Below are 24,054 nucleotides of genomic sequence, written 5' to 3'. Positions count from 1 at the left end.
TACCCCTTTGTGATTTTAAAAACGATAAAATACTTGACCAGAATACTTCTTTTATATGATAATGCATTTGCTAAACCGTTGATTTTATTACCTTTCAACTTCTAAATAACAACGGTTTAGTTATTTTCAATCTAATTTAGATTTTTTGTGCACAGAACCTATATTTTTCATTTAGAAGAAAAGTTTAGCTATAGAAAGTTTGAATATGAATTAAACATAATGATAAAGTTAAAAATTAGTACAAGTTTAAAATTTAAAGGTGATTATGTGAAAACAGCAAGTATACCTGTAATAGATCTAAATAATCCTGAAGACTATGAAAAACTAATAGATGGGCTATCTAAATATGGTCTTTGTCTTATAAAAGATACTAACTGTACTGAAATAGCAAACGATATTATTAACTTAGGAAGGAAATTTTTTTCATTACCTTTAGATAAAAAGAAAGAATATAGCGTGAGTCGACCTAATTTTAATTCTGGTTATTGGTGTATAGAAGATCTTACACAAGTATTTACAGACGGACATATAGAAAATACTTTAGAAGCTATATCATATGGTAGTAAAGATTATTTAAAAGATCCAGATCTAGATATTTGTGATATTTACTCTTTTCCTAAGGAAATAGAAAATAATTTTGATAAAAAAGTTAAAGAATTTGCAAAAAGAGTGTTAAAGGTGAAAAGTGAGCTTCTACCTTTAATATCTAGTTTTTTAAATACCCAAAATATTAGAGATTTAAGTAGTTATAAAAGTGGGATCGATAATTATTTATCTTCCCCTTTATGGGCGATGAGAGTAAATCATTATCCAGATAATAGTAGCTTTATGAGAACACATACTGATAGAGTTGATTGCATTTTTAACTTTACAACCCAGCCAGGATTAGAAGTGAAAATGCAAGATGATTGGGAATCTGTACCTGTTGTGCCAGGAACTTTTATTTTTGGAGTTGGAGAGGGATTAGAAGCTTTATCAGATGGTAAATTTAAAGCATATATCCATAGAGTTGCTAAAACAAATTCTGACCGTTATAGCTTAGGACTAGCACTTATGTCAGGTAAATCGGAAGAGATTTATGTAAAAAGCAAAGATGCTTGGATAAATATGTATGAGAATTTAATAGTTCGTGGACATAAGTATCTTAAGTATGTTAATGAAGAATTAAAAGATTATAAAGCAATAGAAGACTTTCACAAAAGGCATGCTATAAAAGCGAGAAATATCTAATTTTTACTATAAGTAATTTTCATCTGAAACTTTAATATTATTTACTTTAAAACCAGCTGCTGTAGAAAAGTAGTCATTTCTTAATTATTGAATTAATATTAATTATACATTAAATTAAAAAGGTCTATAAATGTTAAAATCTAAATCACTTATTATCGCACTTTCAGCTTTCTTATTTACTTTCTATACTTCATCTATATATGGAGCAACTAAAGAAGTTAGCTATAAGACTAATCCTCTTAAACTATATAGTGAAGTCACATCGTTAACTATGGCATTCAATGAAAAGTACGGGAAAAAAGCAGATTTACCATATAATGAAAAACAAGCGATAAGCTTAATACTTAAAAACTCTAGTACTAAAAAGTATATGCTATCTGATGATTATAATTCATTTAAGAAAAATTCTGAATTTTCAAAACAAACTTCAGATATGATGAAAGCATTAGCAACTCTTATCAATAAATTCAAAAAAATAGGATTTATTGATGAAATAAAATCACAAGGAAAAACACCAGCTCTGATGTTTGATATTGATAACACCGTAGAGCTTACTTCATTTGATGATGATTATTGGACAAAATCTGGTATAAATGATCCTGCTACAGCTAAATTCATTAAACAAATATGTTTTAAAGATGGTATATCTTGTTATTTCATAACAGCAAGAGCTTGTAATGCAGCTACATCTAAAGCTACTAAAGAATGGTTAAAAAAACATATTGGTTTAACTGATGATCAATTGAAAAATAATGTGTTTTTATCTGGCTCTGTACCTCACTATGCTTGTACAAATAAAGCAAATACAAGTGTTGCCTATAAAGATATGTTAAGGGAAGCATTAAGTGACTCAAGAAATGTATACTGGCTAATGTCTATAGGGGATCAAATGACAGATTGGTTTGGAGAGCATTCTGGCTTAAAAGTATGGTATCCAAACCAAATGTTTGATAATTCAATTGTAGCTAATGACTATAACCATCCTAATAAGAAGCCACATTTACGCCAAGTTATAGCACCTACAAAAGAATGCTATGCTAAATTTAAAGATAACGTCTTAAAACAAAGTACGCTTTCATATTGTTCAGAATTTAGTTCTAACAAATATATTAATGCTTAGATCCTAAGTATAAAATATTCTATCTATTTCATAATATTTACGACAGCCCTATATTTTTTGCTATTATTAATATTAATGAAATTAATCATATTGTTGGAATAGTGATGAGAAAAGTTTTATCTTTAGCTGTAATAGCAAGTATTTGTTCGTCTTGCTCAACAACTAATTTTTTTAGTAGTAAATCTCAAGTTAATCAAGCAAATATATACAATATCAATGAAGAAAAGTATGAGAGTCAAGCAGATAAGCTTTTATCACAAATGACTCTAGAAGAAAAGCTCGGTCAGCTAAACCTTGTTGATGGTGGTCAAGCAACCACTGGAATTAGTCAAAAACAAGACTTCTATAAGCTTATAAAACAAGGGAAAGTAGGAGGGATATTTAATTTAAAATCTCCAGAAGATATTAAAAAAGCTCAAGAAATAGCTGTTAAAGATACTCGCCTTCATATACCTTTATTGATTGGTATGGATATTATTCATGGTTATAAGACAACTTTTCCAATTCCTTTAGCGCTATCTACTAGCTGGGATTTGAATATGATTCAAAAAACTGCACGAATTGCGGCTATAGAAGCAAGTAGCCAAGGAATAAACTGGACGTTCTCACCAATGGTAGATATAGCTAGGGATCCACGCTGGGGTCGAATAGCTGAAAGTAGCGGTGAAGATACATATCTAGGTAGTCAAATAGCTAAAGCTATGGTGCGAGGCTATGAAATGAATGATTTAGCAGATAATACAAGTCTACTTGCTTGTGTAAAACACTTTGCATTATACGGAGCTGTTGAGGCAGGTCGTGACTACAATACAGTAGATATGAGTAAAGTTAAAATGTATAACCAGTATCTGCCGCCTTATAAAGCAGCTATTGATGCAGGAGCTGGAAGTGTTATGGCAGCTTTTAATGATATTAATGGCATTCCAGCTACTGAGAATAAATGGTTAATGACAGACTTACTACGTGATCAATGGGGCTTTAAAGGTTTTGTCGTTTCTGATTATACTGGTATTCCAGAGATGATAAACCATGGAGTTGGTAAAAACTTACAACAAGTTTCAGCTGAAGCATTAAATGCTGGGGTTGATATGGATATGGTTGGTAATGGCTATCTCACAACTTTAAAGAAATCTCTTAAAGAAGGCAAAGTCTCTATGAATGAGATAAATAAAGCCGTTAAGCGAATACTAATAGCTAAATTTGAATTAGGCTTATTTAAAAATCCATATAAAAATATTAATGCCAAAGATGCTAGTAAACTAATTTTCTCTGCAAAACATAGAGAGTTTGCACGAAAAGTTGGCTCTGAATCTATGGTTTTACTTAAAAATCAAAATAATTTATTACCTTTGAAAAAGTCTCAAACAATAGCTGTAATTGGCCCTCTAGCAAATGCTGCTAATAATATGGATGGGACATGGAGTATTACAGCAGACCAAAATAAATCTATATCGCTATTAGCAGGTTTAAAAGATGAGGTAGGGCAGCAAGGTAAAGTTTTATATGCTAAAGGTAGTAACTTATTTTATAGTAAGACTTTTGAGAAAGATGCAACAATGTTTGGTAAATCTTTAGGAAGAAATAATGAGAGTTCAGAGCAACTATTAAAACATGCGCTAGAAGTGGCTAAAAAATCTGATGTGATAATCGCAGCATTAGGAGAGTCTGCGGAAATGAGCGGTGAAAGTACTAGTAGATCTCATATAAATATACCAAAAGCTCAAAGAGATTTACTTAACGCCTTGCTAAAAACTGGTAAGCCAGTTGTATTAGTTTTATTTAATGGAAGACCTCTTGTTTTAACACAAGAAAGTAAAACTGTACCAGCTATACTTGATGTATGGTTTCCTGGTAGTGAAGCTGGACTTTCAATAGCAGATGTATTGTTTGGTAAAGTTAACCCATCAGGTAAGCTAACAGCTTCATTCCCTAGAGATGTTGGCCAGATTCCTATTTATTATAGCCATAAAAATACTGGCAGACCTTTGACAAATAAAGATAGTTGTAGATTTGAAAAATATCATTCTAATTATATGGATGTTTGTAACTCTCCACTATATCCATTTGGTTATGGCTTAAGTTATACTACCTTTGATATCTCTAAGCCAATTCAGAATAAACAAATCATTAAGAAGGGTGATAAGTTAATTATTAAAGTTGATATTACAAATACTGGTAAATACGATGGTGCTGATGTATTACAACTATATATTCATCAAAAAGTACGCTCAATTACACCTCCAGTAAAAGAGTTAAAAGCTTTTAAAAAGGTATTTTTGAAAAAAGGACAGACTAAAACTGTAACATTTGAGTTAGATGTTAATGATCTTAAGTTCTATAATAATGATTTAAAATATGTCTATGAGCCAGGAGAATTTGAATATTTTATTAGTGATAGCTCTGATGGCAAATTTACAAATACATTTACTGTTAAATAATTATATTATAAACTTCTTATACTTAATAAAGTTTCTAAAAGCTTAATAATGTTAGACGCTATAAGTAATAATCAGTTCTTGATGCAAAATATTCAAGAATTTACTGTTTTAATACAGATTTCTTTAGTTATTCTTACGATAACTTCAATTATTGTCTCAGGTTTATTTATATTATCTCAACAGAAATTAGCTAAAAATCTTGCTAAAATTAATAATAGTGAAAAAATTCATCCGGCATGGTTATGGACACAGCTAATTCCAATATGGTCGTCAATTGCATTTGTTGTGACAGCAGTGAAGTTAGATGAACAAGTAAAAAAATATAATATAGATTATAATCAGAAATTAAAATTCAAAGCTTCGCTTGTTTATTGGTATGTGGGATTCTTAATATTAGGATTAATACCGATAGTTAATATTATAGCTGGAATAATTAACTTTTTTATATTTATAATTATTTGGTCAAATATAAGTAGTTCATCAAAACAGATACAAAACACCTTGAAAAGTAATTATAGTAAACAATTTTAGCTTATAAAAACAAAATTCATAGTTTCGCATAATATATATTATGTTAAATTATATACTAAAGACTCAGAACACTCTTTTGAAATTAAAATATCTTCTGAAATTCGTGATATTTACTTATTGCTAGATATACTCTCTTTTTAGTTTCTCAATTATTTCTATACTTGCAGGTAAAAAATTATAATTATTAAGTTCAGAAATATTTATAAGTTTTAGTTGCTGATTTTCTTTTGGGTATGGAATGCCTTCGTAATTATCTATAATGAAAAACTCTAAACTAACTTCAATATTATTTTTATTTATATGTTTTTTCTTAACATAAGGCTTTATAGATTTAACTATAGCCCCAACTTCTTCAAAAACTTCTCGTTTTATACAATCCTCATAACTTTCGTTATCTTCTACTTTTCCACCAGGAAATTCCCAATAATCGCTATAACTTTGAAATTTTTGTCTTTGACTTATATAGACTTTAGTCTGATATTCATCTAAAATAATCGCCACTGCGGCGTTAATACGTTCCATTTTATAAAAAATTAACATTGTTATTAAGAAATATAATATGTTCCAAAATCATAAAAGTGAAATTTTATTAGCAACACCTTTAATTAAAGATGATGCCATATTTACTAAATCAGTTATTTATTTATGCCAAAACGATCGTCATGGAGCTATGGGTTTAATCATAAATAAGCCTTTAGATGATAAGTTAAAGGATGTTTTTGAAGAGTTAGAAATACCTCATAATAATACATTTGAAGAAATATTGAGCCACCCTCTTTACATGGGAGGTCCAATAAGCCCTCATAAAATACTAATACTCCATACAACAAATGGACGTAATTATAACTCAACTATAAAACTTGATGAAGGTTTAGCTATTACAGCTTCTATGGATATTTTAGAAGATTTAGCTAATAATATCTTACCAGAATATTTTTTACCAATAGTTGGCTATAGTTGCTGGACAGCTGATCAGTTATCAGATGAAATAAAAGCTAGTGATTGGATTGTTACAGATAAATTAAGTAAAAAAATACTATTTAATTATGAGAATAAAACTAAATGGCAAAATCATCTAGAGCATGCTGGTTATAGCTTACAGAACTTAGATTCTTTATTTGAAAATATAGGCAATGGTTAGATGTTTCAATCTTTAATAGCTATAGATTTTGGTAAAGCTAGAATTGGTTTAGCTAGTGGACAAATGATCACAAAAACAGCCACTCCTATTGGCACTGTTGAGGCTTATGATGGTGTACCAAACTGGATTGAGTTAGATAAAATTGTTAAAAGATGGAATCCTTCAGATATCATAGTTGGCTTGCCTCTAGATACACAGGATTTTGAGACAGATATTACAAAAGCTGCTAAAGATTTTGCTAAAGAAGTAAAACAAAGATATCAAAAAAACGTGCATCTTATAAATGAAGCTTATTCCACTCGTGAAGCAAGATGGCGTCTAGAAGAAGTCAAAAGTAAAAAAGTTAGTCATATTAAAGTAGACGCTTTAGCTGCTTGTGTAATTCTAGAAACTTGGATGGCTGAGAATTAAATAATTCTTTAACATAGTAATAATCTAGATATTTACTGCATTTTAACTTAAAATATTCGCATAATTTTTCATATTTATTATTAAAAATAAGGTTCTATATTTCAATGAATGAATATAATTTTGATCAAATAGAGCAACAAGCTCAAAGTTACTGGCGTGAAAATAATTCTTTTAAAGCTGTAAAAGATGAAAGTAAAGAGAAATTTTATTGTTTAGAAATGCTACCGTATCCTAGTGGTACTTTACATATGGGACATGTAAGAAACTACACTATTGGTGATGTGATAGCTAGATATCAAAAAATGCAAGGTAAAAATGTTCTTCATCCTATGGGATGGGATGCTTTTGGTTTACCAGCTGAAAATGCTGCAATTAAACATAAAAGATCTCCAGCAGAATGGACAAAAAGTAATATTGCTCATATGCAAAAGCAACTTGACTCTTTAGGGTTTGGTTTTGACTGGTCAAGAGAAATAGCTACTTGTGATGAGGAGTATTATAGATGGGAACAATGGTTTTTTATCCAACTTTATAAGAAAGGTTTAGCATATCGTAAAAACTCAGTCGTAAACTGGGACCCTGTGGATCAGACAGTTTTAGCAAATGAACAAGTTGTTGATGGTAGAGGTTGGCGATCTGGTGCCTTAGTTGAGAAAAAAGAAATTCCTCAGTGGTTCTTAAAGATTACAGATTATGCTGATGAGCTTTTACAAGATGTATCTAAGTTAGATAACTGGCCAGATGCTGTAAAAACTATGCAAATAAACTGGATTGGAAAATCAAAGGGTTTAACTGTTAAGTTTAAAATTCAAAATTCTAGTGAAGAAATAGAAGTTTTTACGACTCGTCCTGATACTTTGATGGGTGTAAGTTATCTTGGAATTGCTCCTGAGCACCCTCTCGCTTTAGCAGAAGCTAAAACAAATTCTGAGTTAGCAAGCTTTATTGACGAATGTAAGCAATCTTCAACAATGGAGGCGGATTTAGCTACACAAGAAAAGAAAGGCTTTAAAACTAATATAAAAGTAGTTCACCCCATTTCTGATGAGACAGTAGATGTTTGGGTAGCTAACTTTGTACTTATGGGATATGGCTCTGGCGCTGTAATGTCAGTTCCTGCACATGATCAAAGAGACTGGGAGTTTGCACAAAAATATAATATTCCTTTAAAACAAGTTATTGAATCTAATGATAAAAAAGTTAAAGTTGATTTAGATATTGAAGCTTTCACAGAAAAAGGAATATTGATAAATTCTGGTGAATTTGATGGTTTAAACTTTAAAAAAGGCTATCAAGCAATTAAGAAATACCTTTTTGATAATAATAAAGGCTATGAAACTACAAATTTTAGAATCCATGACTGGGGTATATCTCGACAAAGATATTGGGGTTGTCCTATTCCGATGATTCATTGCGATAGCTGTGGAGTTGTCCCAGAAAAAGAAGAGAATTTACCAGTTAAGTTACCTACGGATGTAACTCTTACAGAGGCTGGCTCACCATTAAAAGATATGCCTGAATTCTTAAATGTAAAATGTCCAAACTGCGGCTCTCAAGCAAAAAGAGAAACAGATACATTTGATACCTTCTTTGAGTCATCTTGGTATTATTCAAGATATACATGCCCTACTGCGAATGAAATGTTAAGTGATGAGGCAAATTACTGGTTACCAGTAGATAAATATATTGGTGGTATTGAGCATGCGATTATGCATTTATTATATGCTAGATTTTTCCATAAATTAATGCGCGATGAAGGTCTGGTAACATCTGACGAGCCTTTTGTAAACTTACTTACTCAAGGTATGGTGTTAAAAGATGGTGCTAAAATGTCTAAGTCAAAAGGCAACACTGTAGACCCTCAAGAGCTAATAGATATGTATGGTGCAGATACTGTAAGACTATTTAGTATGTTTGCAGCTCCTCCTGAGCAGTCTTTAGAATGGTCAGAAACAGGTGTTGAAGGAGCTAATAAGTTTTTACGTAAAGTATTTAACTATGCCCAAGCAAATAAAGAAGTATTATCTAATAAAACAAACATTAGTATAAATAATTTATCAAAAGAAGATAAGAAAGCTCGCCTTGAGATATATACGAATTTAAAACAGGCTATTTTTGATTTTGATAAGAGCCAGTTTAATACAGTTGTTTCAGCTTGTATGAAAATTTTAAACACTCTTAATAACTATGATAGTCTTTGTGATAGTGTTAAAGTTGAGGGCTATAGTATTTTATTAAGAATACTAGCACCATTTACTCCGCATATTTGTCATTACTTATGGCAAGAGCTTAATTTAGGAGATGATATTCTTCATACAGAATTTCCTGTTGTAGATGAAGAAGCCTTAGTTAAGGATGAGTTTTTGCTAGTTGTACAAATAAATGGTAAGCTAAAAGCAAAACTTGAATTAGATGCATCATTAAATAAGACAGAAATCGAAACAACTGTTTTAGAAGATGAGCATGTAAAATCATTTGTTGAAGGTAAGCAAATTATCAAAGTAATTTATGTGCCTCAAAAGCTTATTAATATAGTAATCAAATAGAGAGACTAAAATGAAAAAATATATAATTTTAATATTTATACTTTTATTATGCTCATGTGGTTTTCACCGTCGCGGTATTGAAAGTGCTTCAGGTGGAGGAAATTATGGTAGTTTGGTTGGAACTAAATTTTATATTGCTGCGAATAACTATAATTCTTGGGCTACTGATCTTAAGTCAGGCTTACAATCATATAAAGCTATAATAGTTACTGATGAGAAAAAAGCTGATTATATAATAAATATACAGAGTGTTAAGAAAGACTCTAAACTAACAAGTGTTGTAGGTGGAGCTTCAAACAATACTTATCAACTATTCTATAACTTTACATATAATGTTGTTAAGCCTAAGAGTAAAACACCTGTAATACCAAACAAAACTATTTCTGCACAACAGTTCTGGCAGTCAAACTCTGGTACACAGCTGGCTCAAAATGCTCAAGCAGAAAGAATATATAATTATCTTCAGTCTGGTATGGTAACAAATATTATCAATCAAATTGCAGCATTACTCCCAAGTAAAGCCCCTAATACTCAGCCTCAATATAGTGATTCCTAAATCTGACATTTAGACACCTAATATAAATACAATCTTTAAAAGGAATTTAGAATGAATCAATTAAAAGATTTTTATGGAAATATCCTTAATAATTATAGTGAACTTGCTGGAGTATTAAGCTTTTTAACAATATTTTTAATAATATTAGTATGTTCATGGATTATTAATAAGATACTTAAACAGTATATAGTTAGTATTGTAAATAAGTTTGTAGTTAAGATTGACCATAACCTAGGTGAAACTTTAATAAAATATAAAGTTTTTAATAAGCTATCTCATATTGGTCCAGGAATATTTATATATTTAGCGATAAATTTTGGTGTTAGCTCTGATCATGATTGGACAATAAATGCTGTAGATTTTATCCAGTTAATAGCACAGGTATATGTAACATTAACTATAATATTATTTTTTGTGTCTTTTGTTGATGCTATCTTTAGTTATTTTCAAAAGCTTCCATATTTTAAACATCACTCTTTAAGAAGCTATGCGCAAGTTATAAAGATAATTTTGTATTTTGTCGCTTTCATATTAATAGTTTCACAATTACTTAACAAATCTCCAATTGCGTTTTTAACTGGATTAGGCGCATTATCAGCCGTATTAATGTTAATCTTTAAAGATACTATATTAGGTTTTGTTTCTAATATTCAGGTTGCAGCTTTAGATTTAGTGAGGGTTGGTGATTGGATTACAATTCCATCTGCTAGTGTTGATGGAGATGTCATGGAAGTTTCTATTAATACTGTCAAAATACGTAACTTTGATAAAACCATATCTACTATTCCAACTTATACCTTAATTAATAATAGTGTACAAAATTGGCGTGGAATGGTTGAAACTGGTGGACGTAGGATCAAGCGTTCTGTAAGTATTGATATAGATACTATTAAATTTTGTGATGAAGAAACCCTAAATACACTTTCAAAAGAACCCCTTCTACAAGATTTTATTGCTAATAAAAAAAATGAGAAACTGACAAACATAACATTATTTAGAACTTATATTGAAAATTACTTGCGTAAACATCCAAAGATACATACAGGATTAACGTTCTTAATTAGAGAACTACAGCCTAGCGAGACTGGTCTACCAATTGAGCTATATATATTTACAAATGATACAAATTGGGTTAACTATGAAAAGATTCAGGCAGATATTTTTGACTATGTATTTGCTAGTTTACACATGTTCAACCTTAAAGCCTTCCAAGCTATAACTGGTAGAATATCTCAATAAAAACCTTATTTTTTCTGCTAAAATTTCTAAACAAAATCTAAATTCAAAGAGAAACTTTATCCTAATGAGCTTAAAATCTTTTACAAACTTTATACTATTGTTTATAGTAAATATATCATTATGTCTTGCCGCAAATGTACCTATTGAGATGTTTGATTTATCTAAATACTCACAAAATGCTGACTATTATATTCCTAAATCGGAAAAAGATTATGATAAGCCGTTACTAACTAAACCTCAGCAAGATAAACTTCTCAAAAAATTAATATCTCACGCTGTTGGAAATGATTCTCCATGGTCAGAATCTTTTTATAAGAAATATCAACAACAGAATAATCTAAAAGAATGGATTACTGAACAAATTAATGATATCAATAATGCTAAACTACCAGATGATGAGAAAATTTATAAAGAAAACTTTAGACTTTTTGCCAATAAAGAATATCAAAATATTATCAAAAATATAAATTCTGATGATATAAATAATTCACTTAAATATAACAATAACAATAGAGCTATCGTTACAAGAACAACAATGGGATATGCTGTTCCTTATGATAGACCATTGTTTTTAAATTTCACATTACCAGGTCAAGGATATCCATTTAGTAATATTAATGTTTCATCATTAAATATTGGCGAAGCTGTATATATCATCTCTACTTCAAAAGATAAAAGATGGTGTTTAGTTTTAAGCTCCTCTTTTTATGCCTGGGTAAAATCTAATAGTATCTCTAGAATTTCAGCCAAAGAAATCCAAACATGGAAAAATGCTTTTATAAAGAAAAGTATTTCTATTAGACGCTTTGAAACTCCAGTATTTAATTTAGAAAATAAATTAATAAAGAATACTTATCCTGGCACTATAATGCCAGTATTAGATAGTGATAAAAATTATTATAAAGTATTACTTCCGACTCAAACAAAAACAGGAGATTTAGCTTTTATAGATGCTAAAATAATAAAGCATGATGCTACAAAGATACCTATCTTACCAACTCCTAGAAACTTTGTAAAAATAATTAAAGAGACTCAAGGTTATCCTTACGGTTGGGGAAATCAATATTTCTATAATGATTGTTCATCTGAGTTAAGAGCAATATATCAAGCTTTTGGAATATGGTTACCAAGAAACTCTAAGGATCAATATAAAGCATATGACACATTAAATCTTGATCAAGATACTTCAGAACAACGTAGTCAAATAATATTAACAAAAGCACGCCCTTTCTTAGATTTCATATATATAAAGGGCCATGTAATGCTATATATAGGTAAGACGTCTAACCCTTATAATCCAAAGCAAATAGTTCCAGCGACTTATCAACAAGTTTGGGGCTTAAAGGATAAAGATAATACTAAAAGATCTGTAATAGGTGAGTCAGTTTTCTTGCCACTATTACAAAAGTATCCAGAAGATCCTACTTTAGAAAGTGAACTGAAAAAACAAGTCTTTAGAGTTGTGCAAGTAGGATAATATTAGCATTTAGGCAGAGTCACACCTACTTGACCCTGATACTTACCACCTTTATCAGCATATGATGTTTCACACTCTTCATCTGATTGGAAGAAAAGCATTTGTGCAACACCTTCATTAGCATATATTTTAGCAGGTAATGGTGTTGTATTTGAAAACTCTAATGTCACATACCCTTCCCATTCAGGTTCTAAAGGTGTTACATTTACAATAATCCCACATCTTGCATAAGTTGACTTACCTAAGCATACAACCAAAACATCTCTAGGAATTTTAAATTTCTCAACAGTACGTGCTAGAGCAAATGAATTAGGTGGGATAATACAAACATCACCTTTAAAATCAACAAAGTTTTTATCATCAAAATGTTTAGGATCGACTATTGAGGAGTTAATATTTGTAAAAATCTTAAATTCGTCTGCACAACGAACATCATAACCATAACTAGATGTACCATAAGAAACTATTTTCTCATTATTTGCAACTTTGACTTGTCCTGCTTCAAAAGGTTCTATCATAGAATGCTCTTGGGACATTTTTTTTATCCATTTATCTGATTTTATAGACATCTTTTCTCTCTTAATTTTCTAATTTAACACCAATAGAATCTAAAGTACTTGCTTTAGGTAGTTTTTCAATTTCATTTAATATATTTTCTGCTACTGTCATATAGCTTGTATTAATATTATCATCTTTATCTAAGCTTACATAAGGTTTACCATGATCAGCATTCTCACGAATATCTTTATGTAGAGGTAAATTACCTAGAAATTCGATATTGTTTTTGCCACATAATAAATGTGCACCATCTTCACCAAAGATATGATCACTATTGCCACATTTAGGACATATGTAATAACTCATATTTTCTATAACGCCTAATGTCTTGATATCAACTTTTTCAAACATAGCAACAGCTCGTCTTGCATCTATCAATGATAAATCTTGAGGGGTCGTTACAACTACAGCTCCAGCCACTGGCATATTCTTAGAAATTGTAAGCTGAATATCACCTGTACCAGGAGGTAAATCTAAAAATAAATAATCTATCTCTCCCCAGTTTGTATCATTGAGAAGTTGCATTAAAGCTCTTGAAACTATAGGTCCGCGCCAAATTACAGCAGATTCAGAATCAATAAGATTTCCGATAGAAATCATTTTAACACCATAACGTTCAAGAGGAATAATCTTTTTCTTATCCGTAGTTTCAGGATTTTGTTTTAAATCAAAAAGTGTTGGTTGACTTGGCCCATAGATATCTGCATCTAAAACTCCTACCTTAGCACCCATTTTTGCAAAACTTACAGCTAAATTTGCTGTAACTGTAGATTTACCTACCCCGCCTTTACCAGATGCTACTAAGATTATGTTCTTAATATTTGGTAAAAGTTTTTGTCCTTTTTGGACTTTTCTTTTTAGAGTTTTTTCAATACTTATCATACTTTTTTACTAGCTTTTAATAATTAATTAGCTATTATCTATATAATTTAGGTTTAATTATACTTAAATAAATATGCTTAAAAAAGAAGATTTTAAAACGATTTTACTTACTAGTATTGGTGGCATGCTTGAGTTTTATGATTTTGTCATATTTGGTATGTTTGCAATTATATTAGGTAAAACTTTCTTTCCTCATGAAGGATCACCTGCATTAGAAGCACTATCTGCATTTTCAGTATTTGCTGTAGGGTATTTTGCTAGACCTATAGGTGGTATATTTTTCGGTCACATAGGTGATAAATTTGGCCGTAAAAAATCTTTTATATTAACAATACTTTTAATGGGGTTAGCATCTTTTTTTATTGCAGTATTACCTTCTTATAGTAGTGTTGGGATTTTAGCTACATTATTATTTGTCTTGTTGCGAATTATTCAAGGAGCTGCAATTGGTGGAGAGATTCCTAGCGCGGTTGTCTTTGTAAAGGAGACCTTAGTTAAAAAAGGAGGTCTTGCATGTGGTATTATATTTTGCTTTATTAATTTTGGGATATTTTTTGCCGAAATAACAAAAGTCATTACGACTTACTTGTTTACTGATACATATGCTTGGCGTGTTGCTTTTATGCTTGGTGGTATTGCTGCTATTATTAGTTATTTTTTTAGAAAAGAAATACATGAAACTGAAACATTTTTAAATAAAAAAACTGAATATAAAATTCCATTAGTAAGTTTGTTTCAAACTGAAAAACTAGCAATGCTTAAAGCTATCGCAGCTATCTCAATATTTGCTATGGTTGTTGGATTTTTCTCACTTTATTTACCAACTTACTTTAAGCTAAATCACATACAAAACACCTCTAGCTTAATACTTCTAAACTTATTTGTTTTTTCTGTGATTTCAATTCCAGCAGGATATCTTGCAGATAAGTTTGGCGCATTTAAAATACTCCTTATTGGAGGAGTTGGATTATTAATCTTTGGTAGTATTTTTTACTATGCTATTGTTACAAACTCAAGCTATCTACTCGTAGCTATGTTAATAAATAATATCTTTATGGGTCTAGTGGTTGGAGTAAGTGCAAATTATGCAAGTACACTCTTTACTCCTGGTGTTCGCGCTAGTGGTTTAGGTTTTGGTTATAATATTAGCTTTGCTGTTTTTAATGGAGCTTTTTTAGCTGTAGCAAGTTTTGGTGTTGCTGAAGGAGTTATGCTAACACCACTATATTTAATATTTGCTGTGATAATTATTTCTCTACTTATTTTAATTTTTACTAAAAAATCGTGCCAAAACATTTCTATATAGATCTACTATCTATGTGTTAGAATTTAACTATTAGCTTCAAATGAATATAGAATATGGATAATTTTCTATCTGGATTAATATATATATTAGAAGCGAACTCTATTTTATTTATTTGTCAAATTTTCACTATATTTATTGTTCTGAAGCTCATCGTTGATAAAAAATCAGCATCTAATATTATAGCTTGGCTTTTGGCTATATTATTTGTACCTTATGTAGCAATTCCCTTTTTCTTTATATTTCAGCGTAAAGGTAAGCGTAGATTTTGGCAGAAGAAAACTATGAGTATTAATGGCTCATCATATTTTGATGAAATCCACTTTAAGAGTAGTTATTCTAAAGACTTACCAATAAATGTCATCAAGACTTTCTTAAATTTTAAGCTCCCAACACTTTCCATATATAACTCTTTTGAAATATATACTGATGGTGTTCAATCTTTTGAAGCATTTATCCAAGCAATTAATTCTGCAACAAAAAGTATATATATTCAAACATATATATTTAAGAATGATACAACCTCAAAGTTAGTATTAAATGCTTTAGAGAAAAAAGCATCTCAAGGTGTTGAAATTAAAGTTTTAATAGACTCTCTTGGATCGTTATATGTATATTTGCATAACAAAAGAATATTTCGAAACCTACGTGCTTTAGGGGCTGAAGTAGCATTCTTTATGCCAATACTTACAAATCCTTTACGAAATTATATTAACTATAGAAATCATCGTAAGATTTTTATCTTTGATAATCGTTTAGCTATGAGTGGCGGTATTAATATCGGTGATGAATATATGTCTCCTATGTATCATGATGGTATGTGGTGTGACTTATTATTTAGTCTTCAAGGTGAATCAATATTACATTTTTTAAAGATCTTTTATTCAGATTGGAATTTTGCAACTAATCAGGAACTTGATTATGTATTAAAGAACGATGTTAATGAAAAATGTTTCACTCAGGTAGTTCCATCAGGACCTGATAGACATAAAAATGAACTATATGCTGGGCTTATTACAGCGATTAACTCTGCCCAAGAAAAGCTTTGGATCATAACACCATATCTAATACCCTCTTTAGACTTGCTACAAGCAATAACTCTTGCAAAATATCGTGGAGTTGATGTAAAAGTAATTACTCCTAAGCATTCAGATCATAAAATAATTAATCGAGCAAGATCTAGCTATATTAGGGACTTATTAGCTCATAATGTACAGGTACATTTCACAGAGAAAATGATCCATGCTAAGGCTATACTTGTAGATTCAAATATCGCGATACTCGGTTCTATAAACCTTGATAATAGAAGTTTATTTTTAAACTATGAAATAGCTACTTTTATATACACCCCTAATGAAGTAAAAAAACTTTACTTATGGGCTGAAAATATACTTAAAAATGCCAGCCAAAATTCGTCGCATTTACCAACTAAACGCAGCAGTTTAATAATTGAGAGTATTATGAAGATTCTTACACCTTTAATGTGATTTAAATACTAAGCTATCTAGAATATTCACACTATGTTAGAATTTGTAGAATAGTTGTTACTTCAATAACATTTGATAAATGGAAAATTTCTTTTTAAATCTACTATATGTAATAGAAGCAAATATCATCTTATTTGTTTGTCAAGCTTTGACAAGCTTAGTTGTGCTAAAGCTTATTGTTGATAAGAAATCAGCATCAAATATTCTAGCTTGGCTTTTGGCAATATTGTTTATTCCTTACGTTGCTATTCCTTTCTTTTTTATATTTCAACGTAAAGATAAACGTAGCTTTTGGCAAAAAGAAACTATGGATATTAGCCAACCTGCCATACAGGAAGTATGCTTAGCTAAAGAGCATAAATGTCAAAACTTACCTATGGATATTATTAATGTTTTTTCTAGTATGTATTTGCCAACCTTAACAGGAAAAAACTCTTTTGAGATATATACTGATGGCGTTAAATCTTTCCAAGCATTTATAGAGGCTATCAATTCAGCAGAAAAAAATATCTATATCCAGACTTATGTTTTTAAAAATGATACAACATCTAAACTAGTAATAAGTGCTTTAGAAAAAAAAGCTAGTGAAGGTGTTGAAGTAAAGATGATGATAGATTCTCTTGGCTCATTCTATGTTTATCGTCATAATAAAAAGATATTTAAAAATTTACGAAAGTTAGGTGCTGAAGTTGTCTTTTTTATGCCAGTTTTAGCAAATCCTTTACGTAATTATATTAACTATAGAAATCATAGAAAAATATACATTTTTGATAATAAAACTGCTTTTAGTGGTGGCATGAATATTGGTGATGAATATATGTCACCTATAGAACATGACGGAATGTGGGATGATTTACTATTTAAAATTCAAGGTGAATCATTACTATATTTTTTGAAAGTCTTCTGCTCAGATTGGCATTTTGCTACAAATCAAGAGTTAGATTTTAAAGTAAATGCAGATACCTCTCACGATGGTTTTGTACAAGTAATTCCATCAGGACCTGATTTACAAGAAGATCAGTTATATTCTGGTTTAATTACTGCTATTAATTCTGCTAAAGATAAACTATGGATTATAACACCTTATTTAATCCCTTCTGCTGAGCTATATCACTCTATAGTTTTAGCTAAAAAAAGAGGTGTTGAAGTAAAGATTATAACTCCAAAACAATCTAATCATAAAATAGTAGATAGAGCTAGAGCTAGCTACATTCGAGACTTCTTAAAATATAATATAAATATCCACTTTACAAAGAATATGGTACATGCAAAAGCAGTCTTAATTGATGATAATCTTGCGATGTTAGGCTCAGTAAATTTAGATAATCGTAGTTTATTCTTAAATTATGAAATCGCAACTTTTGTTTATACTGAAGACCATCTTAAAGAGTTATATGACTGGGCTAATAGAATTTTAGCAGACTCTACTAAAGATATAAACCATTTGACAACAAAGCGAAGTAGCCTATTAATAGAGAGTTTAATGAAAATTTTGACTCCATTAATGTAATTAAAATTTTTAATTTGCTATATAATAATCATTAACCAACGTAGATAGTTTTGGAGATATTAATGTCTGTAAAGAATAAAGTTACACTAATAACAGGAGCAGCCTCTGGCTTAGGCTTAGGTATGGCAACAGAATTTGCAAAACAAGGTGCAAAAGTTGTAATAGCTGACTTAGATTTAGCTAAATCACAAGAAGTAGCTAAAGACTTATCATTTAAATATGATGTGGAAACTTTAGCAGTACAAATGGATGTCACAGATGAAGACCAAGTAAATGCTGGTGTTGATAGCACTGTAGAAAAATTTGGACGTATTGATACTGTGATTAATAACGCGGGTATTCAAATAATTTCACCTATAGTGGATTTCAAAATTTCTGCATGGAAAAAACTATTTGATATACATATGACTGGTACCTTGCTTGTAACTCAAGCTGCGATGCGCCATATGATAGAGCTTCAAACTGGTGGTAGAGTTATTGTAGTAGGATCTGTTCACTCTGTTCTTGCATCAAAAAATAAAGCCGCATATGTAGCAGCAAAACATGCTCAAGTTGGTTTTGTAAGAGCTTTAGCTAAAGAAGGAGCTGAACATAATATCTCATCAAATTTAATTGGTCCTGGTTTTGTACTAACTCCGCTTGTAGAAAAACAAATTCCAGAGCAAGCAAAAGAGCTAAATATTTCTGAAGAAGAAGTTGTAAAAAATATTATGCTTGGGGGCACTGTAGATGGTGAGTTTACAACAGTTCAAGATATTGCTGATACTGCTATATTCTTGGCTGGATTTAAAACAAATGCTTTAACTGGACAAAAATTTTTAGTTAGTCATGGCTGGGGAATGTAAACAAAATTAAACTTATCTATGCTATATTAGTTTTATATTTATATTATTAAAGATAGTATATGTCTTCTCTTATAAGAAAAAAACTTGGTCAATTAATTATGATGGATTTTCGCTACTGGGGCGAAGATCATAATAATAAGCCTCTTGCTTTTACAAAAACAAATCAAATAGTGAATAACCTTTTTAAAGACTATAATTTAAGTGGTTTTATTCTTTTTAAAGAAAACATTGAAACTAATGAGCAAACTATTTCTCTTTTAAGAGATATTCAATCAAATATAACCACCCCACTCTTTTTTGCAACAGATCAAGAAGGAGGTAGAGTTAATCGTATTAAACAAGGTACAAGTGGCTGCGGCAATATGGCTCTTGCTGCTACAAGTAAACCAGAAAATGCTTATACTATGGCAAAACTTATCGGTGATGAGTTATATAGTTTAGGAATAAATACAAACTTTGCCCCTGTAATTGATGTTAACTCAAATAAGAATAATCCTATTATTGGAGTTAGAGCATATGCAGATAATCCAGAAACAGTTATAGAATATGCAAAATCTACTATGGATGGTTATCATGATGCTAGTATTATCGACTGTGTTAAACATTTTCCTGGCCATGGTGATACATCTTCAGATAGTCATTTAGGTAGTGTCAGTGTAAATAAGAGTTTAGATGACTTGGAAAAAACTGAATTATTACCCTTTCAGAAGTTAGTTAATAAATACAGTATGGTTATGTCAGCACATATTAGTATGCCCGCTTTAGATGATACAACACATAGATCAGTCTCAACAGGTCAAGAGATTGGTATACCAGCTACCCTCTCTCACAATATTATTACAGAATTCTTAAAAGAAAAAATAAGTTTTAAAGGATTAGTTGTATCAGATGCTATGGATATGAAAGCTATTGCTACTCATTTTGGTTCTATAGAAGCTACTAAATTAGCAATATTAGCTGGAATTGATATAGTACTAATGCCAGTAAGAGTTTGGTCAGAAAACGATACTTATATGCTTGAAGAGCTTTTTATATCTCTTGAAAGTGAGTATATAAAAAACACAAAGTTTGCTTTAGCTGTTGATGATGCTTATAACAAAGTTTTAGAATTTAAGCAAAAGCATAATTTGAATAATTCATATATCTATAAACTTTCTAAAGATGAGCAAATTAAAAAAGCAAACCTAGTAGTTAATTCTAAAGAACATCAAAAGATTTCTTTGAATATTGCTAAACAAAGTACTAATATAGTTAAAAACTCAGGATTAATTCCATATCAATTAAAAAATAATCAAAATATCTTGATTGTAGATTCTGATAAGCAAAGATTGAGCGAATTTGATAAAATTTTGACAAAGATATGTTTTAATCAAGGTTTTAATATTAGTATTAAAGCCAAACATATAGATGATAATCTTGAAGCAAATATACAGAGCTGTGACCTAACTCTTTTAATATCTGAAAGTTTAAAAAAACATAGCCAAAGGTATTCAACTCTGACATCTATAGCTCCTAATAAAGTTATAAATATAGCTGCTTTAACCCCTTATGATATTGATTATATTGATAATGTGAAAAATTATGTTTGTATATATGGAGCTACTTCTGTAGATCAAACTAACTATACAGTTACTTCCTTAAAAATAAATATACAGGCTGCTTTAGAAAATATTTTTTGTAGTTCATTTTAGAAAGTTTTTGGTCCAAAAAACTCAAAATGGATATTTTCATCTTTTACTTCATTTTTTAATAGGCCTTGCTGAATAGAGTACATAAAGTCTGAAGGGCCACAAAAGAAATACTGAGCACTTTTAGCTTCACTTTCTAATTGTTTATTTACAATATTTAAATTAATTAAGCCTAGCTTAGCTTCATCATTTTCAACAGTTTCATAAAAGAAAATTGTTTCTAAGCGAGGATTTTCTTTTGTTAATTTCTTTAATAGGTCTGCAAATGGATGTTCTAATTTATTTTTTTTACCACAAACAAAAATTATTTTTCTAGTATTGTTTGTTTTTAACTCAGATAAAAGCATACTTATAAGAGGAGTTATACCAATACCTGCAGATATAAAAACTAAAGGGGAATCTGACTTTTGTTCAAGATCTAAAAAAAACTCACCATATGGTGGTGCAATTTCAATCTTGTCACCTTCTTTAATATTGTCACATAGATAATGAGATACAGTGCCTAAATTCTCTCTTTTTACTGTTATTCTTAGATAGTCTTCATTAGTAGCAGATGAAATACTATAATTTCTTATAATTTTATTACCCTTATATAAAAACCTCACCCCAACATATTGTCCTGGCTTAAAGTTAAATTTATCAAAAGAATCATTTTTTAAGTAAAAAGAATATGAGTTTGAGCTTTCTTTTTCTTTTTTTATAACATCAAAGCTTTTAAACCAAGTCCATCCGTCTTTATTTTTTTCTTGATAGATAGTTTGCTCACGATCAATCAATATCCCTGCCAATACTTGATAAGCTTCACTCCAAGCAATAATAATATCATCATTATCTGTTAAGTTTAGCAATTCTTTAAGAGATGCTATTAGGTTAGTACCAACTATAGGATAATGCTCCGGTTTTATCTGAAATGAAGCATGTTTCTGAGCTATTACTTCAATAGCTTGACCAAGAGCATCTAAGTTATCAATATTTCTAGCATAAGCCAAAATAGCAGCTGCTAATGCTTTAGGCTGTTCAGAGTTTTCTTGATGAGACATATTAAAAAATTGTTTGACTTCTGGGTTATGTTCAAACATTCTATTATAGAAGTGTTTTGTTAGCGCTAAACCATTTTCCTCTAATACTGGAATGGTTGCTTTTATGGTATCTATATTTTTTTGACTTAACATATAATTAACCGTGATTAATCTTAAAATATAATATGCATTATAGATGCATATTATATTTGATGCAAATTTATTTTATACTTTGTTAAAATATTTTTAAAAATTTATTATATGAACCTAACGTCATTCACTGACTACTCACTGAGGATTCTAATAATCTTGGGATCAAACCCATCTCAAAAATACAAAACAAAAGACTTAGTAAACATTTTAGATATTAAATTAAATCATGCTACAAAGGTTATAAACAATTTATCAAAGTTGAATTATATAAAGTCATATAAGGGAAGATTTGGAGGAATATCAATATCTCCAAGTATTTATGATATTAAACTATCTGAGATTATTAAACAATTAGAACCAATAAATATAGTTGAATGTTTTAATAAAGATAAATCTTTAACATGTCCTTTAGTACAACATTGCAAACTCAAAGCTATATTAAGTCAAGCAACTAACGATTTTATTCAAAGATTAGGTAATTATACTTTTTCAGATATCTGTACAATTACAGATGATACAGAAGTACTATCTTAGTTTGTATTATCATAAAAGAAAGTTTTTGCTAGATCAATAGTTTTTTGGATATCTTCATCACTATGTACTATAGAAATAAATCCAGCTTCATATGCTGATGGTGCTAAATATACACCATTATCTAGCATATGTGCAAAAAACTTATTAAACATATCTAAATTTGTCTTGCCTAAGTCTACAAAAGTATTAACCTCTACTTTTTCACTACAGAAGAATAACCCAAACATTCCCCCTAAGCATTTAGCATGAAAGTTAAAATCATATAATTTTGCTGCTTCATTTAAACCATCTACTAATTTCTGAGCCTTTGATTCAAGCTCATTATAAAACCCATCTTGAGATATTTTTTCTAAAGTCTTGATTCCTGCTACCATTGCAAGAGGATTTCCTGATAAGGTTCCTGCTTGATAAACAGATCCAGCTGGAGAGATCATTTGCATGATATCTTTACGCCCACCAAAAGCCCCTACTGGCATACCTCCACCAATAATCTTACCTAAAGTTGTAATATCAGGCTTAACATTGTAAATGCTTTGTGCTCCACCTAATGCTACTCTAAATCCAGTCATTACCTCATCAAAGATAAGTAAAGCGTCATTTTCATCACATAGTTCTCTAAGCTTAGCTAAGAAATCATCTTTAGGAAAGATCATATTCATATTACCAGCTATAGGCTCAACGATAATACAAGCTATTTCATTTTTATATTTCTCAAAAAGTGCTTTAATAGAGTCAATATCATTAAAGCTTGCTACTAAAGTATCTTTGACAACATCTTCCGGGACACCAGGAGAATTTGGTTGCCCTAGTGATAGAGCTCCAGATCCGGCAGCTACAAGAAACTCATCTGCATGGCCATGATAGCAGCCTTCAAACTTAATTATCTTATTTCTATTAGTATATGCCCTAGCAAGTCTAATAGCACTCATAGTAGCTTCTGTACCTGAGTTTACAAAACGAACCTGCTCAATATTAGGCATAATTTCAGTTATCTTTTTAGCTAACTCTATCTCTTGTTTACATGGCGCACCATAGCTTAGGCCATTCTCTAACTGGCTTTGCATTGCTTCTAAGACATCTTGATCACCATGGCCTAGAATCATTGGCCCCCAAGATCCTATATAGTCTATATATTTATGCCAATCTACATCATAGAGATAAGCGCCTTTTGCTGACTTAATAAACCTTGGGTGATCTTGCCCTACACTTTTAAAAGCTCGTACTGGAGAGTTTACTCCTCCTGGAATATACTTTTGAGCTTGCTTAAATAAATTTTCTGATTCTTGTGTTTTATTGTCCATTTTTTATCCTAATATAACCTCAGTTCGGAATTAAAAGCATTGTAAATTAAGGGTTTAGTAGTGTTTTTAGGTTAAAATAAGCGAA

21 protein-coding genes are annotated in these 24,054 nt (G+C 30.2%); 16 read left to right on the top strand and 5 right to left on the bottom strand.

Annotated features, from left to right (window positions below):
- Positions 1 to 267 precede the first annotated feature (267 nt).
- The 4 genes from AB8E56_RS07260 (at position 268) to AB8E56_RS07245 (ending at position 5,319) form a co-directional block, all read left to right on the top strand.
- A complete protein-coding gene (locus tag AB8E56_RS07260; RefSeq protein ID WP_329479579.1) occupies positions 268 to 1,230 on the top strand; it encodes a 2OG-Fe(II) oxygenase family protein in 963 nt (320 codons plus the stop codon).
- A 130-nt stretch (positions 1,231 to 1,360) separates the two neighbouring features.
- The gene (locus AB8E56_RS07255) at positions 1,361 to 2,350 is read left to right on the top strand and encodes a hypothetical protein (protein ID WP_329479577.1); all 990 of its coding nucleotides are present in this window, start codon (positions 1,361 to 1,363) and stop codon (positions 2,348 to 2,350) included.
- Positions 2,351 to 2,454: 104 nt separating this feature from the next.
- Entirely contained in the window at positions 2,455 to 4,788 is a 2,334-nt protein-coding gene (gene bglX / locus AB8E56_RS07250; RefSeq protein ID WP_329479575.1) for a beta-glucosidase BglX, read from the top strand.
- Between the two features lie 48 nt (positions 4,789 to 4,836).
- Complete coding sequence (locus AB8E56_RS07245) at positions 4,837 to 5,319, top strand: hypothetical protein (RefSeq protein WP_329479573.1); 483 nt, start codon at positions 4,837 to 4,839, stop codon at positions 5,317 to 5,319.
- 120 nt (positions 5,320 to 5,439) lie between these two features.
- Here AB8E56_RS07245 and AB8E56_RS07240 read toward each other — a convergent pair whose 3' ends face one another.
- Positions 5,440 to 5,841, bottom strand: a complete 402-nt coding sequence (locus tag AB8E56_RS07240; protein WP_329479571.1) for a (deoxy)nucleoside triphosphate pyrophosphohydrolase — start codon at positions 5,839 to 5,841, stop codon at positions 5,440 to 5,442.
- Between the two features lie 37 nt (positions 5,842 to 5,878).
- On the opposite strand from AB8E56_RS07240, the gene AB8E56_RS07235 reads away from it, so the two are divergent.
- The 6 genes from AB8E56_RS07235 to AB8E56_RS07210 all read left to right on the top strand — a co-directional run bounded on the left by AB8E56_RS07235 (position 5,879) and on the right by AB8E56_RS07210 (position 12,689).
- Complete coding sequence (locus AB8E56_RS07235; protein ID WP_329479569.1) at positions 5,879 to 6,460, top strand: YqgE/AlgH family protein; 582 nt, start codon at positions 5,879 to 5,881, stop codon at positions 6,458 to 6,460.
- Positions 6,461 to 6,871 (top strand): Holliday junction resolvase RuvX, encoded by a 411-nt coding sequence (ruvX, locus tag AB8E56_RS07230; protein WP_329479567.1) that lies wholly within the window; start codon positions 6,461 to 6,463, stop codon positions 6,869 to 6,871.
- Between the two features lie 104 nt (positions 6,872 to 6,975).
- Positions 6,976 to 9,417, top strand: coding sequence for a leucine--tRNA ligase (gene leuS / locus AB8E56_RS07225; protein WP_329479565.1), 2,442 nt, complete (start codon positions 6,976 to 6,978; stop codon positions 9,415 to 9,417).
- 10 nt (positions 9,418 to 9,427) lie between these two features.
- The gene (lptE, locus tag AB8E56_RS07220) at positions 9,428 to 9,973 is read left to right on the top strand and encodes an LPS assembly lipoprotein LptE (protein ID WP_329479563.1); all 546 of its coding nucleotides are present in this window, start codon (positions 9,428 to 9,430) and stop codon (positions 9,971 to 9,973) included.
- 51 nt (positions 9,974 to 10,024) lie between these two features.
- A complete protein-coding gene (locus AB8E56_RS07215; protein ID WP_329479561.1) occupies positions 10,025 to 11,212 on the top strand; it encodes a mechanosensitive ion channel domain-containing protein in 1,188 nt (395 codons plus the stop codon).
- Positions 11,213 to 11,276: 64 nt separating this feature from the next.
- Positions 11,277 to 12,689: an SH3 domain-containing protein gene (locus tag AB8E56_RS07210; protein ID WP_329479559.1), complete on the top strand. Its 1,413-nt coding sequence runs from the start codon at positions 11,277 to 11,279 to the stop codon at positions 12,687 to 12,689.
- A gap of 2 nt (positions 12,690 to 12,691) precedes the next feature.
- Here the strand turns inward: AB8E56_RS07210 and dcd are convergent, their stop codons facing one another.
- Positions 12,692 to 13,258, bottom strand: coding sequence for a dCTP deaminase (dcd, locus tag AB8E56_RS07205; protein ID WP_329479557.1), 567 nt, complete (start codon positions 13,256 to 13,258; stop codon positions 12,692 to 12,694).
- A gap of 10 nt (positions 13,259 to 13,268) precedes the next feature.
- Entirely contained in the window at positions 13,269 to 14,129 is an 861-nt protein-coding gene (locus tag AB8E56_RS07200; RefSeq protein WP_329479555.1) for an Mrp/NBP35 family ATP-binding protein, read from the bottom strand.
- A 73-nt stretch (positions 14,130 to 14,202) separates the two neighbouring features.
- Between AB8E56_RS07200 and AB8E56_RS07195 the strand changes: the two genes are divergently transcribed.
- The 5 genes from AB8E56_RS07195 to AB8E56_RS07175 all read left to right on the top strand — a co-directional run bounded on the left by AB8E56_RS07195 (position 14,203) and on the right by AB8E56_RS07175 (position 20,965).
- A complete protein-coding gene (locus AB8E56_RS07195) occupies positions 14,203 to 15,435 on the top strand; it encodes an MFS transporter (RefSeq protein WP_329479553.1) in 1,233 nt (410 codons plus the stop codon).
- Between the two features lie 53 nt (positions 15,436 to 15,488).
- Positions 15,489 to 16,919, top strand: coding sequence for a cardiolipin synthase (cls, locus tag AB8E56_RS07190; RefSeq protein ID WP_329479551.1), 1,431 nt, complete (start codon positions 15,489 to 15,491; stop codon positions 16,917 to 16,919).
- Between the two features lie 79 nt (positions 16,920 to 16,998).
- The gene (cls, locus tag AB8E56_RS07185) at positions 16,999 to 18,429 is read left to right on the top strand and encodes a cardiolipin synthase (protein ID WP_329479549.1); all 1,431 of its coding nucleotides are present in this window, start codon (positions 16,999 to 17,001) and stop codon (positions 18,427 to 18,429) included.
- A 62-nt stretch (positions 18,430 to 18,491) separates the two neighbouring features.
- On the top strand, positions 18,492 to 19,274 hold the full coding sequence (locus AB8E56_RS07180) for a 3-hydroxybutyrate dehydrogenase (protein WP_329479547.1): 783 nt from the start codon (positions 18,492 to 18,494) through the stop codon (positions 19,272 to 19,274).
- Between the two features lie 59 nt (positions 19,275 to 19,333).
- Positions 19,334 to 20,965, top strand: a complete 1,632-nt coding sequence (locus AB8E56_RS07175) for a glycoside hydrolase family 3 protein (RefSeq protein ID WP_329479545.1) — start codon at positions 19,334 to 19,336, stop codon at positions 20,963 to 20,965.
- On the opposite strand, the gene hmpA is transcribed toward AB8E56_RS07175, so the two are convergent.
- Complete coding sequence (hmpA, locus tag AB8E56_RS07170) at positions 20,962 to 22,134, bottom strand: NO-inducible flavohemoprotein (protein WP_329479543.1); 1,173 nt, start codon at positions 22,132 to 22,134, stop codon at positions 20,962 to 20,964. The genes AB8E56_RS07175 and hmpA overlap by 4 nt on opposite strands.
- Positions 22,135 to 22,242: 108 nt before the next feature.
- Between hmpA and AB8E56_RS07165 the strand changes: the two genes are divergently transcribed.
- Positions 22,243 to 22,668, top strand: coding sequence for an Rrf2 family transcriptional regulator (locus tag AB8E56_RS07165; RefSeq protein WP_329479541.1), 426 nt, complete (start codon positions 22,243 to 22,245; stop codon positions 22,666 to 22,668).
- On the opposite strand, the gene hemL is transcribed toward AB8E56_RS07165, so the two are convergent.
- Positions 22,665 to 23,969 (bottom strand): glutamate-1-semialdehyde 2,1-aminomutase, encoded by a 1,305-nt coding sequence (gene hemL / locus AB8E56_RS07160; RefSeq protein ID WP_329479539.1) that lies wholly within the window; start codon positions 23,967 to 23,969, stop codon positions 22,665 to 22,667. The two genes, AB8E56_RS07165 and hemL, sit on opposite strands and share 4 nt — an antisense overlap.
- Positions 23,970 to 24,054: the final 85 nt, after the last annotated feature.

Origin of the sequence: Francisella sp. 19X1-34, assembly GCF_041102755.1 — a bacterium.
In the GTDB taxonomy this organism is placed as follows: domain Bacteria; phylum Pseudomonadota; class Gammaproteobacteria; order Francisellales; family Francisellaceae; genus Francisella.
The sequence above is the reverse complement of the archived record's forward strand: the minus strand, read 5'-3'. Positions and strand labels throughout refer to the sequence as shown.

Excerpts from the sequence above, each read along its gene's own strand:
- AB8E56_RS07235 (WP_329479569.1), top strand. The coding sequence starts at position 5,879 with ATGTTCCAAAATCATAAAAGTGAAATTTTATTAGCAACACCTTTAATT.
- AB8E56_RS07255 (WP_329479577.1), top strand. The coding sequence starts at position 1,361 with ATGTTAAAATCTAAATCACTTATTATCGCACTTTCAGCTTTCTTATTT.
- cls (WP_329479551.1), top strand. The coding sequence starts at position 15,489 with ATGGATAATTTTCTATCTGGATTAATATATATATTAGAAGCGAACTCT.
- AB8E56_RS07215 (WP_329479561.1), top strand. The coding sequence starts at position 10,025 with ATGAATCAATTAAAAGATTTTTATGGAAATATCCTTAATAATTATAGT.
- AB8E56_RS07180 (WP_329479547.1), top strand. The coding sequence starts at position 18,492 with ATGTCTGTAAAGAATAAAGTTACACTAATAACAGGAGCAGCCTCTGGC.
- AB8E56_RS07210 (WP_329479559.1), top strand. The coding sequence starts at position 11,277 with ATGAGCTTAAAATCTTTTACAAACTTTATACTATTGTTTATAGTAAAT.
- AB8E56_RS07245 (WP_329479573.1), top strand. The coding sequence starts at position 4,837 with ATGTTAGACGCTATAAGTAATAATCAGTTCTTGATGCAAAATATTCAA.
- AB8E56_RS07165 (WP_329479541.1), top strand. The coding sequence starts at position 22,243 with ATGAACCTAACGTCATTCACTGACTACTCACTGAGGATTCTAATAATC.
- leuS (WP_329479565.1), top strand. The coding sequence starts at position 6,976 with ATGAATGAATATAATTTTGATCAAATAGAGCAACAAGCTCAAAGTTAC.
- AB8E56_RS07175 (WP_329479545.1), top strand. The coding sequence starts at position 19,334 with ATGTCTTCTCTTATAAGAAAAAAACTTGGTCAATTAATTATGATGGAT.
- hmpA (WP_329479543.1), bottom strand. The coding sequence starts at position 22,134 with ATGTTAAGTCAAAAAAATATAGATACCATAAAAGCAACCATTCCAGTA.
- ruvX (WP_329479567.1), top strand. The coding sequence starts at position 6,461 with ATGTTTCAATCTTTAATAGCTATAGATTTTGGTAAAGCTAGAATTGGT.
- AB8E56_RS07195 (WP_329479553.1), top strand. The coding sequence starts at position 14,203 with ATGCTTAAAAAAGAAGATTTTAAAACGATTTTACTTACTAGTATTGGT.
- lptE (WP_329479563.1), top strand. The coding sequence starts at position 9,428 with ATGAAAAAATATATAATTTTAATATTTATACTTTTATTATGCTCATGT.
- hemL (WP_329479539.1), bottom strand. The coding sequence starts at position 23,969 with ATGGACAATAAAACACAAGAATCAGAAAATTTATTTAAGCAAGCTCAA.
- dcd (WP_329479557.1), bottom strand. The coding sequence starts at position 13,258 with ATGTCTATAAAATCAGATAAATGGATAAAAAAAATGTCCCAAGAGCAT.
- AB8E56_RS07240 (WP_329479571.1), bottom strand. The coding sequence starts at position 5,841 with ATGGAACGTATTAACGCCGCAGTGGCGATTATTTTAGATGAATATCAG.
- cls (WP_329479549.1), top strand. The coding sequence starts at position 16,999 with ATGGAAAATTTCTTTTTAAATCTACTATATGTAATAGAAGCAAATATC.
- bglX (WP_329479575.1), top strand. The coding sequence starts at position 2,455 with ATGAGAAAAGTTTTATCTTTAGCTGTAATAGCAAGTATTTGTTCGTCT.
- AB8E56_RS07200 (WP_329479555.1), bottom strand. The coding sequence starts at position 14,129 with ATGATAAGTATTGAAAAAACTCTAAAAAGAAAAGTCCAAAAAGGACAA.